The 12513-nt window shown below is 59.1% G+C and carries 14 protein-coding genes; 11 read left to right on the top strand and 3 right to left on the bottom strand.

Annotation, left to right across the window (positions count from 1 at the left end):
* Nucleotides 1-49 precede the first annotated feature (49 nt).
* Nucleotides 50-694, bottom strand: coding sequence for a ThuA domain-containing protein (locus ACK9YZ_RS20325; RefSeq protein ID WP_216756336.1), 645 nt, complete (start codon nucleotides 692-694; stop codon nucleotides 50-52).
* A gap of 325 nt (nucleotides 695-1019) precedes the next feature.
* On the opposite strand from ACK9YZ_RS20325, the gene galE reads away from it, so the two are divergent.
* Both galE and ACK9YZ_RS20315 read left to right on the top strand, forming a co-directional pair.
* A complete protein-coding gene (gene galE, locus ACK9YZ_RS20320) occupies nucleotides 1020-2003 on the top strand; it encodes a UDP-glucose 4-epimerase GalE (protein WP_216756335.1) in 984 nt (327 codons plus the stop codon).
* Complete coding sequence (locus ACK9YZ_RS20315; RefSeq protein ID WP_416064972.1) at nucleotides 1981-3525, top strand: alkaline phosphatase family protein; 1545 nt, start codon at nucleotides 1981-1983, stop codon at nucleotides 3523-3525. The genes galE and ACK9YZ_RS20315 overlap by 23 nt, the downstream gene beginning before the upstream one ends.
* A 110-nt stretch (nucleotides 3526-3635) precedes the next feature.
* Here the strand turns inward: ACK9YZ_RS20315 and ACK9YZ_RS20310 are convergent, their stop codons facing one another.
* Together ACK9YZ_RS20310 and ACK9YZ_RS20305 are read right to left on the bottom strand one after the other, a co-directional pair.
* Nucleotides 3636-4139 carry a DUF1993 domain-containing protein gene (locus ACK9YZ_RS20310; protein ID WP_416064971.1) on the bottom strand — a complete coding sequence of 168 codons (504 nt, stop codon included), beginning with the start codon at nucleotides 4137-4139 and terminating at the stop codon, nucleotides 3636-3638.
* Nucleotides 4140-4483: 344 nt separating this feature from the next.
* The gene (locus tag ACK9YZ_RS20305) at nucleotides 4484-4822 is read right to left on the bottom strand and encodes an NUDIX hydrolase (protein ID WP_416064970.1); all 339 of its coding nucleotides are present in this window, start codon (nucleotides 4820-4822) and stop codon (nucleotides 4484-4486) included.
* A gap of 191 nt (nucleotides 4823-5013) precedes the next feature.
* Between ACK9YZ_RS20305 and ACK9YZ_RS20300 the strand changes: the two genes are divergently transcribed.
* The 9 genes from ACK9YZ_RS20300 (at nucleotide 5014) to ACK9YZ_RS20260 (ending at nucleotide 12501) form a co-directional block, all read left to right on the top strand.
* Nucleotides 5014-6072 (top strand): dipeptidase, encoded by a 1059-nt coding sequence (locus tag ACK9YZ_RS20300; RefSeq protein ID WP_416064969.1) that lies wholly within the window; start codon nucleotides 5014-5016, stop codon nucleotides 6070-6072.
* Nucleotides 6073-6119: 47 nt separating this feature from the next.
* Entirely contained in the window at nucleotides 6120-7757 is a 1638-nt protein-coding gene (locus ACK9YZ_RS20295) for an ABC transporter substrate-binding protein (protein ID WP_416064968.1), read from the top strand.
* Nucleotides 7758-7778: 21 nt separating this feature from the next.
* On the top strand, nucleotides 7779-8846 hold the full coding sequence (locus ACK9YZ_RS20290) for an ABC transporter permease (RefSeq protein ID WP_416064967.1): 1068 nt from the start codon (nucleotides 7779-7781) through the stop codon (nucleotides 8844-8846).
* Nucleotides 8843-9769, top strand: a complete 927-nt coding sequence (locus ACK9YZ_RS20285; protein WP_216756326.1) for an ABC transporter permease — start codon at nucleotides 8843-8845, stop codon at nucleotides 9767-9769. The genes ACK9YZ_RS20290 and ACK9YZ_RS20285 overlap by 4 nt, the downstream gene beginning before the upstream one ends.
* Nucleotides 9766-10599: an ABC transporter ATP-binding protein gene (locus ACK9YZ_RS20280; protein ID WP_416064966.1), complete on the top strand. Its 834-nt coding sequence runs from the start codon at nucleotides 9766-9768 to the stop codon at nucleotides 10597-10599. The genes ACK9YZ_RS20285 and ACK9YZ_RS20280 overlap by 4 nt, the downstream gene beginning before the upstream one ends.
* Nucleotides 10596-11345: an ABC transporter ATP-binding protein gene (locus ACK9YZ_RS20275; RefSeq protein WP_416064965.1), complete on the top strand. Its 750-nt coding sequence runs from the start codon at nucleotides 10596-10598 to the stop codon at nucleotides 11343-11345. The genes ACK9YZ_RS20280 and ACK9YZ_RS20275 overlap by 4 nt, the downstream gene beginning before the upstream one ends.
* 162 nt (nucleotides 11346-11507) lie before the next feature.
* Complete coding sequence (locus tag ACK9YZ_RS20270) at nucleotides 11508-11696, top strand: hypothetical protein (RefSeq protein ID WP_216756323.1); 189 nt, start codon at nucleotides 11508-11510, stop codon at nucleotides 11694-11696.
* A gap of 133 nt (nucleotides 11697-11829) precedes the next feature.
* The gene (locus tag ACK9YZ_RS20265; protein WP_183734514.1) at nucleotides 11830-11994 is read left to right on the top strand and encodes a hypothetical protein; all 165 of its coding nucleotides are present in this window, start codon (nucleotides 11830-11832) and stop codon (nucleotides 11992-11994) included.
* A 267-nt stretch (nucleotides 11995-12261) separates the two neighbouring features.
* Nucleotides 12262-12501 (top strand): hypothetical protein, encoded by a 240-nt coding sequence (locus tag ACK9YZ_RS20260; RefSeq protein ID WP_416064964.1) that lies wholly within the window; start codon nucleotides 12262-12264, stop codon nucleotides 12499-12501.
* Nucleotides 12502-12513 lie beyond the last annotated feature (12 nt).

Below are 12513 nucleotides of genomic sequence, written 5' to 3'. Positions count from 1 at the left end.
TCGAAGCCGCCCGGCCAAGAATCGCAGCTCATTCCGGTCCTACCCCTCACTACTGGCGAGCGGCCCAGCTGAGGCCGCGCCGGAGAATGAGGGGCATGTAGGGGTGGCTGAATTCGGCGGCGACGTGGCCCAGTGCGGAGTAGAAGACGCGGCCCTCACCGAAATGTCGCTTGAAGACGACGGGCATCGCGATATTGCGCGCGGCAGGATCGTACTGACCGGTGAAGGTCGTGGTGGCCAGGATTTCCACCGAGGGATCGTAGTGCAGATAATACTGCTCCGAGCGGTAGTCGAAGTCCGGAATGCCTTCCATTAACGGATCATCCTGCCGCGTAATGGCAACCTGGAAATCAATGATATTGCCGGGATGGGCAACCCAGGTGACGCCGGAGACATAGCGGAAGGGTGCGCTTTCCTTGAAGGAAGTCGCAAGGCAGCCGTGATGGCCCCCGAGGCCGAGGCCGCCGCGAACAGCTTGGACCAGGGCATCTGCGTGCGGCTTTTCCAGCTTCTCGCCGGTAATGACCGGCACCAGAAGATCGGCTTTTGCGAGAAGCGGCGAGCCGAAGATGCCGAGGTCATTGGTGATTTCGACTGCAAATCCGTCCTCGCGCAACAATTCGCCAACGATATTTGCGCAGGGCTCCGGCTCGTGGCCCTGCCAGCCGCCCCAGACGATGATCGCCTTTTTCATGTTTTCTTCCTTAAATTCATGCAGCAGGCTTATCGACGATAAACATTATGGCGCTAAGGCTGACCGACCAGATGTCGACCGATCTCTTCGACCACGGAAGAGCCGAGATGTCGGCGCCCATTCCGACGGCCTTAGCGATATAACGAATGTCTTCAATGCAAAAGGCGTCGGTGTGGCCGGCAGGCCGATCGCGCTGCCCTGCGCATTCCGTGTGCAAGGCATCTCTAATCTTCTTTTTTTTGCAAATATGTAACTGAGATAACTTTTTACTGACGTGTAACTTGGCTAAGGTTCACACATCTGTGACTTGTAAAGGGATAGATGCATGGCAGGTGAAACGGTACTGGTCGTCGGCGGCGCTGGTTATATTGGCTCGCATACGTGTCTCGATCTGGCGAACAAGGGCTACAAGCCCGTGGTGTTCGACAATTTTTCCAACGGTCATCGTGAATTCGTCAAATGGGGACCAGCGGAAGAGGGTGACATTCGCGATCGCGCCCGTCTCGATGAGGTGCTGGCAAAGCACAAACCGTCGGCAATCCTGCATTTTGCGGCGCTGATCGAGGTCGGCGAATCGGTCAAGGATCCGGTCTCCTTCTACGAGAACAACGTCATCGGCACGCTGACGCTGCTGTCAGCGGCACAGGCGGCGGGTGTCAATGCCTTCGTCTTCTCCTCTACCTGCGCGACCTACGGTCTGCCGCAGAGCGTGCCGCTCGATGAGACGCACCGCCAAGTGCCGATCAATCCCTATGGTCGCACCAAATATATCGTCGAACAGGCGCTTGCCGATTACGACCAGTACAAGAGTCTTCGCTCCGTCGTGCTGCGCTATTTCAATGCCGCCGGCGCCGATTTCGAAGGCCGGATCGGCGAATGGCACCAGCCGGAAACGCATGCGATCCCGCTGGCGATCGACGCGGCCCTGGGTCGCCGCCAGGGCTTCAAGGTCTTCGGCAGCGACTATGAGACGCGCGACGGCACCTGTGTGCGCGACTATATCCACGTTCTCGATCTCGCCGATGCGCATGTGCGCGCCGTCGAATATCTGTTGAGAGGTGGCGAGTCCGTCGCACTCAACCTCGGCACCGGCACCGGGACGACGGTGAAGGAACTGCTCGGCGCCATCGAAGATGTCTCCAAGAAGCCGTTCCCGGTCGAATATATCGGCCGTCGCGAGGGCGATTCACATACGCTGGTCGCCAATAACGACAAGGCGCGGGACGTGCTGGGCTGGGTGCCGCAGTATGATCTCTCGCAGATCATTCAGTCGGCCTGGAACTGGCATGCGAGATCAAATCAGCACTGAACGCGGCTCAAAGCCCAACGTTCTCGTTATCACTGCGGATCAATGGCGCGGCGACTGCCTCTCGGCTGTGGGGCACGCCTGTGTCAGGACGCCAAATGTAGACGCTCTGGCGAAAGAAGGGACGCTTTTCCGGCGGCACTATGCTGGTGCAGCTCCCTGTTCGCCGGCGCGCGCCACGCTTTATACCGGCCTCTACCAGATGAACCATCGCGTCTGCCGGAACGGATCGCCGCTCGACCGGCGGTTCGATAATCTGGCGCTGGCGGCAAGGCGGGCGGGTTATGATCCGACGCTGTTCGGCTACACGGACACGGCGCCTGATCCCAGAGATATGGATGTCAATGATCCGCATCTGACCACCTATGAAGGCTTGCTGCCAGGTTTCACGGCTCGCCAGCTCCTGCCGGAACATGAAAGACAGTGGCTTTCCTGGTTGCGTTCACGCGGTCGCAAGGATGCCGTCAGCCGTGATATCCACATTCCGGTCGGCGCTGCAGCAGGGGAAATCTCCGACGCGGCGCCTGCCTATTCGCGTGAAGAAACGCAGACCGCCTTCCTGACCGGCGAATTCATCCGTTGGATGGGGGAGCAGGATGCACCGTGGTTCGCGCATATTTCCTTTTTGCGGCCGCATCCGCCTTTCTCCGTGCCGGAGCCGTTCAATCGCATGTTCAATCCGGGCGAAGGCCCGGCTTTTGCGCGTGCAACCGACCGCGAGACGGAACAGCAGGGCCATCCCTATCTTGCCTATGCGATGCCGCGTGCCGGCAAGGGCAGTTTCATCCACGGGGCGGAAGGGCCGCTCAGCGACTGGAACGTTGCTGATTTCGATGCCATTCGGTCGATCTACTACGGGATGATCGCCGACGTGGACGACCAGCTCGGGCGTATCTGGCAGGCGCTGAAGGATGCCGGTGAGTGGAACAACACGATCATCGTCTTCACCTCCGATCATGCAGAGATGGCGGGGGATCACTGGATGCTCGGCAAAGGCGGCTATTTCGACGGCAGCTACCATATTCCGCTCGTCATTCGCGATCCCGGCGCGGCCGCAGCCGGTGGTATCGTTGATCATTTCACCAGTGCTGCCGATGTGTTTCCGACGCTTTGTGAACGGCTCGGCATTGCGGCTGCCAATGGCATCGATGGGCGCTCGCTTGCGCCGTTCCTCGACGGTATCGAGGCGTCGGGCTGGCGGGATGCGGCTTTCTGGGAATTCGATTTCCGCGATATCGCCCATGGCGAGGCGGAACGGCATTTCGGCCTTCGGTCGAATGAACTGAACCTTGCCGTCATCCGCGACAACAGGTTCAAATATGTGCATTTCACCGCATTGCCGGCGCTGCTCTTCGATCTCTCGGAAGATCCGATGGAATTGCGCAACCTTGCCGACGATCCGGCCTATGCGTCGGTACGGCTCGGTTATGCCGAACGGCTGCTGTCGCTCAGGGCACGGCACCTCGATCAGACACTTGCCTATACCGAACTGACGGAAAAAGGGCCGGTGTCGCGCCGGCCCTGATTAGAGCGCCGAGCGTCCATTCGGACGCACAAAGGACGCTCTAACTCTTTAAAGCTACCCATCAGACTTTCCGAAAATCGGTTCCGATTTTCGGGCCGATGCTCTCGGCATCAGAAGTTTCCGAGGAAATCCCGCTTCCCGACTGGTGCACCCTGGTTGCGCAGGATTGCGTGTGCCGTCGTCACGTGGAAATAGAAATTCGGTAGCGCGAAGAGGGCGACATATTCGAGGCCCGGCACGATCAGACCGTTGCGGCCTGGTACCGTGATATCCTTGACGTCGCTCCCTTCCAGAGCCTCCGAAGAGAAGGTGGCGAGATAGGCTTCGGTCTTCGCCATACGCTCGCGCAGTTCGGCGATCGTCGTTTCACTATCCTCGAATTTCGGCGCATCGGTTGCCGTCAGGCGGGCGAGCGTAAATTTCGCGCTGTCGCTGGCGCGCTGGTACTGACCGGAAAATGGCAGCATGTCCGGTGCCAGACGCGCGTTTACGAGAATGGTCGGATCGATCTTCTTTTCCTCGGCATAGGCTTCCGCCTTGTCGAGATAAGTTTTCAGGCTGGCAATGCCGCGCTGGAACATGGGTACGGTAAGGCGATACATCGAAATGGACATCTGTCCTGTCTCCAAAATTTTAAAAAAACAGCCGGTCTGCGCAAGCTGTTGGGGCCTCGACTAAATGGGGACCTCTACGGCATTCACAATAAGTGCCTGTGACGGTTCTTTGCCGATCATGGCCGGATTGCAACAGGCTGATCACCCACCATTCAGCGCAGCAGCGGGCCTCGCGCCGCCGACGCCTATTACCAGGAAATCGTCAAGGGCGTCATCATCATCGCGGCCGTCGTCATCGACGTCTATAGGCAGAAGAAGCGAACCAAGTACTAAACCGGAAAAAGGGCGTTCGGCCCCTTCATTGTTTTATGGGGAATGGCTGCATCCACGACGAGGATCCAGGCTTATGATGCCTTCAGATGGTGCGTGAGTTTCTGACGATCACCCAAAATCATCTCGGAAGGAATATCGGCGAGGTAGAAGAGAGCGATTTCCAGTCCCTCTGCGATGGCGTCATCTGTTGGTCCCGGCAGCTCTTCCTCACGCATCCGTGCCTCGAAGACGGCGAGCAGAAAATCGAAGCTTTCGCCTTGTGGTGAAATAAACTTCTTTCGTTGGACTTCGATCAGATCTACCAGATCCAAAGACACGCCGATCTCTTCTATTATCTCCCGGCGAAATGCGGCGGAGAAATCCTCGCCTTCTTCGACCGTTCCGCCCGGCAAAGACCAGCCGGTATGCATGCCGTTTCTCTTCGCATTCCGCGGTGATTGAGCCTGCGGACCGCATCCAAGGTATTTCCGACGCCGCCTTTTTGCATCGCTAAATTGTACGGTTTCCCCATTGCTCATTTGTAAAAAAGAGGTGGCGCTTTCTGTCAGCTTTTCTATTCTTGCCGCTTCGATCCGCCCGTTCGGGCAGCGCAGGAAAGCAGATGCAACTCGTATTCGACGGCCATAACGACGTTCTCCTTCGACTCTGGACCCATGCGAAAGACGGTAGCGATCCGGTTGCGGAATTCGCTGATGGCACGACCGCGGGGCATATAGATGCTCCCCGGGCGAGGGCTGGCGGCCTGGCTGGCGGCCTCTGCGCCATCTATATTCCGTCGGGCGATCTGGTCTTTGCCGATCCCGATGCGAACGGTCACTACGCGACGCCGCTTGCCGCCCCTCTCGATCCGCTGCCGTCGCTCGCGATCGCCTCGGAAATGGCGGCGATCGCGCTCAGGCTCGACCGTGCCGGCGCCTGGCGGCTCTGCCGCTCGGTCAAGGATATCCGCAAGGCGATGGCATCAGGCATTTTCGCCGCCGTCATGCATATCGAAGGCTGCGAGGCGATCGCCGCCGATCTCGCCGCGCTCGAAGTCTTCCATGCCGCTGGCCTGCGTTCGCTGGGGCCGGTCTGGAGCCGCCACAACATTTTCGGCCATGGCGTGCCCTTCGCTTTCCCCAGTTCGCCGGATACGGCGCCGGGCCTGACGGAAGCCGGCTTCGCGCTGGTGCGCGAGTGCAACCGTCTCGGCATCATGATCGATCTCGCCCATATCACCGAAAAGGGTTTCTGGGATGTGGCGGAAACGAGCGACCAGCCGCTCGTCGCCAGCCATTCCAACGTCCATGCGCTGACGCCGGTCGCCCGCAACCTCACCGACAGGCAGCTCGACGCGATCCGTGAGCGGCGCGGCCTCGTTGGCGTGAACTATGCCACGGCCATGCTGCGGCCGGATGGCCGCTCTGAGGCAGACACGCCGCTCTCCGACATGATCCGCCATATCGATTACCTCGTGAACCGCGTCGGAATCGATTGCGTGGCACTCGGTTCGGACTTCGATGGTGCTACCATTCCGGAAGAAATCGGCGATGCCGCCGGCAACCAGAGGCTGATTGCCGCTCTCCGGCAAGCTGGCTATGGTGCGGAAGAATTGACAAAAATGGCCAGCGAAAACTGGCTTCGCATTCTGGCTTCAGCGTGGAGGGAAGAGGACGTCTGAAACCAAATAATACTTAGTAATCAATCAAAACAGGGGAACAAACCACGATGATTACCAAACTCAACCGCAGCTTCCGCCTTCTTTCCGCGGGAGCGGCCCTTTCGCTCCTGATGGTAGCTGCGCCTGCTGCTTTCGCAGAGACGCCGAAGGATACGCTCGTTGAAGGTTTTGCCATCGACGACATCATCACAATGGATCCGGGCGAGGCTTTCGAGCTTTCGACGGCAGAAGTCACCAGCAATACCTACAGCCTGCTCGTTCGCCTCGACATGAACGACACGTCAAAGATCAAGGGCGATCTCGCCGACAGCTGGACCGTTTCCGATGACGGCCTGACCTATACATTCAAGCTGAAGCCGGATCTGAAGTTCGCCTCCGGCAATCCGATCACTGCCGAGGACGTGGCCTGGTCCTTCGAGCGCGCCGTCAAGCTCGACAAGAGCCCGGCCTTCATTCTCACCCAGTTCGGCCTGACCGGCGACAACGTCACCGAAAAGGCAAAGGCTGTCGATCCGACCACTTTCACCTTCACCGTCGATAAGCCTTATGCGCCGAGCTTCGTGCTGAACTGCCTGACGGCAACCGTCGCTTCCGTCGTCGACAAGAAGCTGGTCATGGATCATGTGAAGTCCGTCACCGTCGATGCCGACCACAAGTATGACAACGATTTCGGCAATGAGTGGCTGAAGACGAATTATGCCGGTTCCGGTGCCTATAAGCTGCGCGAATGGCGCGCCAACGAAGTCGTCGTCATGGAACGCAACGACAACTATTACGGCGAGAAGGCAAAGCTTAATCGCGTCATCTACCGCTACATGAAGGAAAGCTCGGCTCAGCGCCTGGCGCTCGAGGCCGGCGATATCGATATCGCCCGCAACCTGGAGCCGGGTGATCTCGATGCCGTTTCCAAGAATGCGGATCTGACGACCACCAATGCGCCGAAGAGCACGGTCTATTACGTCAGCCTCAACAGCAAGAACGAGAATTTGAAGAAGCCTGAAGTCCAGGAAGCCTTCAAGTATCTGGTCGATTACGACGCGATCGGCGCGACCCTCATTAAGGGCATCGGCGAGATCCACCAGACCTTCCTGCCGACCGGTCAGCTCGGTGCGCTGAACGAGAACCCCTACAAGCTCGACGTCGCCAAGGCGAAGGAACTGCTCGCCAAGGCAGGCCTGCCGGATGGCTTCTCGGTCACCATGGATGTGCGTAACACGCAGCCCGTCACCGGCATTGCCGAATCCATGCAGCAGACGCTCGCCCAGGCCGGCGTGAAGATGGAAATCATTCCCGGCGACGGCAAGCAGACCCTGACCAAGTACCGCGCCCGCACGCACGACATGTATATCGGCCAATGGGGCTCGGACTATTTCGACCCGAACTCCAACGCCGATACCTTCACCTCCAACCCTGATAATTCCGACGCCGGTACGGTGAAGACGCTCGCGTGGCGCAATACCTGGGAAGCGCCCGAACTCGACAAGGAGACGAAGGCTGCTTTGCTCGAACGTGACGCTGCCAAGCGCGCCGCCATGTACGAGGATGTCCAGAAGAAGTTCCTCGCCAACAGCCCGTTCGTCATCATTTTCCAGCAGATCGAAGTGGCCGGCTATCGCAAGAACCTCAAGGACTTCAAACTGGGGCCGAGCTTCGACACGAACTATGTAGGCCCGATCGCGAAGTGATGAGCCGGCTAGGCTGATCCAGTGAGCATCGTCGAAACAAGACAGGAGGTGCGGCCCCGTAAGGGCCGTGCACTCTCCTTTGCTAAGGCGTTGGGGCGTTTCCTCTTCGCTGCCGCCACCACCTATCTCGGTCTTCTGGCCGTCACCTTCTTCATTGGCCGCGTCGTGCCGATCGATCCCGTGCTCGCCATTCTCGGCGACCGCGCACCGACCCATGTCGTGGAGCGCGTGCGCCGCGAGATGGGCTTCGACCTGCCGCTCTACGAACAGTTCTATATTTACCTGAAGGGCATCCTTTCCGGCGATTTCGGCACTTCGGTCCTGACGACCAATCCGGTCATGGTCGATATTCGCCGCGTCTTTCCGGCGACGCTGGAGCTTGCGACCGTCGGCACAATCATCGGTTCCGTCATCGGCGTGCCGCTCGGCGTGCTGGCCGCTGTGCGGCGTGGCAGCATTGCCGACCAGGTCGTCCGCATCATCGGCCTTGTCGGTTATTCGGTGCCGATCTTCTGGTTGGCATTGATCTCGCTCGTCATTTTCTATGCGCAACTGCGCTGGGTGGCTTTCCCCGGTCGCATCGATATCGTCTACGAATACAGCTTCACGCCGGTCACCGGTTTCTATCTTCTCGACAGTGCGTGGCAGGGGCAGTGGGATGTCTTTTATGATGTCTTCCGCCACATCATCCTGCCGGCCTCGCTGCTCGGTTATTTTTCGCTCGCCTATATCAGCCGCATGACCCGCAGCTTCATGCTGAACGAGCTGTCACAGGAATATGTCGTGGCAGCCCGCGCCAAGGGCCTGTCGGAAACGCGGGTGATCTGGGGCCATGCGCTCAGAAATGCGGCGGTGCCGCTGGTGACCGTCATCGCGCTCTCCTATGCCGGCCTGCTCGAAGGCTCGGTGCTGACGGAGACGGTCTTTTCCTGGCCCGGCATCGGCCTCTATATCACCAATTCGCTGCAGAGTGCCGATATGAACGCCGTGCTCGGCGGCACGATCATCATCGGCACGGTCTTTGTCGGCATCAATCTCATTTCCGATCTTCTGTATCGGATACTCGACCCGAGGACGCGCAACCGATGACGGTTCCTTCCACGCCGATCAGCCGCCGCGAGTGGCTGCTGTCCGACCGGCCTCAGTCGCGCATGCAGGCCCGGCTCGGCCGCGCCTATGTCACGTGGCGGCAGTTTACCGCGAACAGGCTCGCAGTCGTCGGCCTCATCATCATCGTGGCGCTGCTGCTGATTGCGGCCTTTGCCAATGTCATCGCCACGCACAATCCCGTTGTCGGCGATCTCAAGAATGCGCGCTTACTGCCGCCCGGCAGCGCCGGCTATCTGCTCGGCACCGATGATCAGGGCCGCGATATCTTCTCGCGCCTTGTCTACGGTTCGCGGCTGACGCTACTCGTTGTCGTGCTGGTCGCCATCATCTCGGCACCGGTCGGCCTCATTGTCGGTACGGTGTCGGGTTATGCCGGCGGATGGGTGGATGCGACGCTGATGCGCATCACCGATATCTTCCTGGCCTTTCCGAAGCTGGTTCTGGCGCTCGCCTTCGTCGCAGCGCTTGGACCTGGCATCCAGAACGCCATCATCGCCATTGCCATCACGTCCTGGCCGCCCTATGCGCGCATCGCCCGCGCCGAGACGCTGACGGTTCGCCGTTCCGATTACATATCGGCGGTTAAACTGATGGGCGCCTCGCCGTTGCGGATCATCGTGCGGCACGTCATGCCGCTCTGCATGTCCTCGCTGATCGTTCGTGTGACGCTCGACATGGCGGGCATCATCCTGACCGCTGCCGGCCTTGGTTTCCTCGGTCTCGGTGCTCAGCCGCCACTGCCGGAATGGGGGGCGATGATCGCTTCCGGCCGCCGTTTCATCCTCGATCAATGGTGGGTCGCGGCCATGCCTGGCATCGCCATCCTCGTCGTCAGCCTCGGCTTCAACCTTCTGGGTGATGGCCTGCGCGATGCGCTCGATCCGAAGGAGGCCGGCCAATGAGTTCGCTTCTGACTGTGAAAAACCTGCGCGTCAGCTATCCGACCCGCACCGGTTTGATCGAAGCCGTACGCGGCGTTTCGTTCACGCTCGGCAAGGAGCGGCTCGGTATCGTCGGCGAATCCGGCTCCGGCAAATCGCAGACCGGCCGCGCCATCATGGGCCTGACGCCAAAGCATGGCATCGTTACCGCCGACACCTTGAATTTCAGTGGCATCGATCTTCTGAAGGCATCGGCTGCCGAACGGCGCAGGCTGCGCGGCAAGCGCATCGCCATGATCCTCCAGGATCCGAAATATTCGCTCGATCCGGTCATGACCATCGGCAAGCAGATCTGCGAAACGCTGCGCACACATGAGAAGGTTGGCAAAGGCGAGGCGCGCGACCGTGCGCTTTCCATGCTGGAAGCAGTGCAGATCCGTGACCCCCATCGCGTCTTCGATCTCTATCCGCATGAGGTTTCGGGCGGCATGGGCCAGCGCGCGATGATCGCTATGATGCTGATCGCCGGGCCGGAATTGCTGATTGCCGACGAGCCTACCTCGGCTCTCGACGTTACGGTCCAGCTCGATGTGCTCAGGATCATGGACCGGCTGGTGTCTGAACGCGGCATGGGGTTGATCTTCGTCTCCCACGATCTGAGGCTGGTCTCCTCCTTCTGCGACCGCGTCATCGTCATGTATGCCGGCCGGATCGTCGAAGAGATCGCCGCATCCGAGCTTCGCAACGCGAAGCATCCCTATACGCAGGGGCTGCTCAACTGCATGCCGCAGATCGGTGAAAACAGGCATCCGCTGCCCGTCCTTGACCGCAAACCGGAGTGGGCTGCATGAGTACAGCGCTATCTGCAGACCATCTCGGTGTCGTCTACGAGCATTTTTATGCGCTGAAGGATGTGAGTGTCTCCATCGAAAGCGGCGAATCTTTCGGGCTCGTCGGCGAGTCCGGCTCGGGCAAGTCGACGTTGCTGCGTGCCGTTGCCGGGCTTGCACCCGTCAGCGAGGGTATCGTCCACGTTCACGGCGAGGTTCTGAAGGGTGCAAAGCGCAGCAGGAACTTTTACCGAAGCGTCCAGATGGTGTTTCAAGACCCCTACGGCTCGCTGCATCCTCGCCAAACCGTCGACCGGCTGCTTCTCGAACCGCTGGCGATCCATGGCATAGGTGACAGCGAGAAGCGCATTGCCCGCGCGCTCGACGAGGTCGGGCTCGGCAATGGCTTCCGCTTCCGCTATCCGCATCAGCTTTCCGGCGGCCAGCGGCAGCGTGTGGCGATTGCCCGCGCACTGATCGTCGAACCGTCGATCCTGCTGCTCGACGAGCCGACATCGGCGCTTGATGCCTCCGTGCAGGCCGAAGTTCTCAACCTTCTCGAACAGATCCGCCGCGACAGGAACCTGACCTTCGTCATGGTCAGCCATGATCTCGGCGTCATCACCCATATGTGCGGGAGGCTTGCCGTGATGCGTGGCGGTGCCGTCGTTGAACGGCTGACATCGGCTGAACTTGCCGCCGGCAGCGTTCACGAAGAGTACACGCGAAATTTGATGATCGCGAGCAAGGGTTTCGTGAAGGCTTGAAAGCCAATGTTTTCAAACCTTTGAAAAATCTCGCACCGCGTCGGCGTTAAGGATAATGGTTTCCTAAAACACGACCATTCGACTAGACTATTGACAGCTGCCTTAGTTCTGTCATGATCGCGTTAACGACCGTTAGCTTTCGTGATCGATGGAGGTTGAGGCATGTTCTTTCTCGGTGGGATGACCATGGGTTACCTCGATCCACCTGTTAAGGCCGAGCGGAGGGAAACCGCCTCCGTTACTATCCCGGCGGAAAAGGATCGCCGGTTGATCGAAACACCCCCCAACGCACCCCAGGGCGACAACGCTGCAGAGCGTTCCTGGATTTGGGCATGGCGCACGCTCTGCTGAGCTGAAGCCTGGGTGGATTTTCTCTTTCGTCTGCTCTGGACGGAAATTTATCTCTACCTACCTTATAGAGAATGTAAGAAAATAAATGTGAGCTGGTAGTCCGGCCGCAAAAACAAACACACGGAGGCGACACATGGCAAATCTGGGTATTTCGCATACTCATGTGAACCAGTACGGATCCGTATCGGCCAAGAAGCCGGTCACCACGCGGCACAAGATTCAGACCGCGATCCATGCAACGATTTTCACGGCGGCATTCCTTTTCGTCGTCGCAATGGTTTTCGGCGTCGTCGGCTGATACCGGCGCGTCCAAGGCGCTGGCTGACCGCGCCGGTCTGATCGAATATTTGCCTATCCGGAACAATTGGGATGCGCTGGCATTCTCCTGGCACTTCGGTGTTGTTTAGGGAGAATAGTTGTGAAAGGCATCCAGCTGTGGCTGATCGGCACCCCGATCCCATCCTCATCCTGTTTTACCTATCCCACCCAATTTAGCCCATTCCGGAAAGTAGGCGTGAGGCGCTGACAGTGCCGGGAACGTCGTGCAGGCGCATGGATGTTGTCCATGCGCTTTTTTCACGTCGGCGGAAGGGCAGCGAGAAAAAGGTCCTTTGACTTGAATTATCGCAAGAATGTCCAACTTTTCCGGGTGGCTGCGCAGGGAGGGCATAAGTCGGCCATGACCATTGGCAAAGTTACGTCCGAAGCCGGTCTGTCCGTTGTTGCAAAGCGCGCCGAGCGTCCGTTTTTCCTGCTTTTCCCGACTTCGAAGATGACCGGCCCGTTCATGCGAGAGTCATCGTGAGCAATGCAGAAC

Source organism: Rhizobium sp. ZK1 (assembly GCF_047782645.1).
Classification (GTDB): Bacteria; Pseudomonadota; Alphaproteobacteria; order Rhizobiales; family Rhizobiaceae; genus Rhizobium.
The sequence above is the reverse complement of the archived record's forward strand: the minus strand, read 5'-3'. Positions and strand labels throughout refer to the sequence as shown.

Excerpts from the sequence above, each read along its gene's own strand:
- ACK9YZ_RS20325 (WP_216756336.1), bottom strand. The coding sequence starts at position 694 with ATGAAAAAGGCGATCATCGTCTGGGGCGGCTGGCAGGGCCACGAGCCG.
- galE (WP_216756335.1), top strand. The coding sequence starts at position 1,020 with ATGGCAGGTGAAACGGTACTGGTCGTCGGCGGCGCTGGTTATATTGGC.
- ACK9YZ_RS20315 (WP_416064972.1), top strand. The coding sequence starts at position 1,981 with ATGCGAGATCAAATCAGCACTGAACGCGGCTCAAAGCCCAACGTTCTC.
- ACK9YZ_RS20310 (WP_416064971.1), bottom strand. The coding sequence starts at position 4,139 with ATGTCCATTTCGATGTATCGCCTTACCGTACCCATGTTCCAGCGCGGC.
- ACK9YZ_RS20305 (WP_416064970.1), bottom strand. The coding sequence starts at position 4,822 with ATGCATACCGGCTGGTCTTTGCCGGGCGGAACGGTCGAAGAAGGCGAG.
- ACK9YZ_RS20300 (WP_416064969.1), top strand. The coding sequence starts at position 5,014 with ATGCAACTCGTATTCGACGGCCATAACGACGTTCTCCTTCGACTCTGG.
- ACK9YZ_RS20295 (WP_416064968.1), top strand. The coding sequence starts at position 6,120 with ATGATTACCAAACTCAACCGCAGCTTCCGCCTTCTTTCCGCGGGAGCG.
- ACK9YZ_RS20285 (WP_216756326.1), top strand. The coding sequence starts at position 8,843 with ATGACGGTTCCTTCCACGCCGATCAGCCGCCGCGAGTGGCTGCTGTCC.
- ACK9YZ_RS20280 (WP_416064966.1), top strand. The coding sequence starts at position 9,766 with ATGAGTTCGCTTCTGACTGTGAAAAACCTGCGCGTCAGCTATCCGACC.
- ACK9YZ_RS20275 (WP_416064965.1), top strand. The coding sequence starts at position 10,596 with ATGAGTACAGCGCTATCTGCAGACCATCTCGGTGTCGTCTACGAGCAT.
- ACK9YZ_RS20270 (WP_216756323.1), top strand. The coding sequence starts at position 11,508 with ATGTTCTTTCTCGGTGGGATGACCATGGGTTACCTCGATCCACCTGTT.
- ACK9YZ_RS20265 (WP_183734514.1), top strand. The coding sequence starts at position 11,830 with ATGGCAAATCTGGGTATTTCGCATACTCATGTGAACCAGTACGGATCC.
- ACK9YZ_RS20260 (WP_416064964.1), top strand. The coding sequence starts at position 12,262 with ATGCGCTTTTTTCACGTCGGCGGAAGGGCAGCGAGAAAAAGGTCCTTT.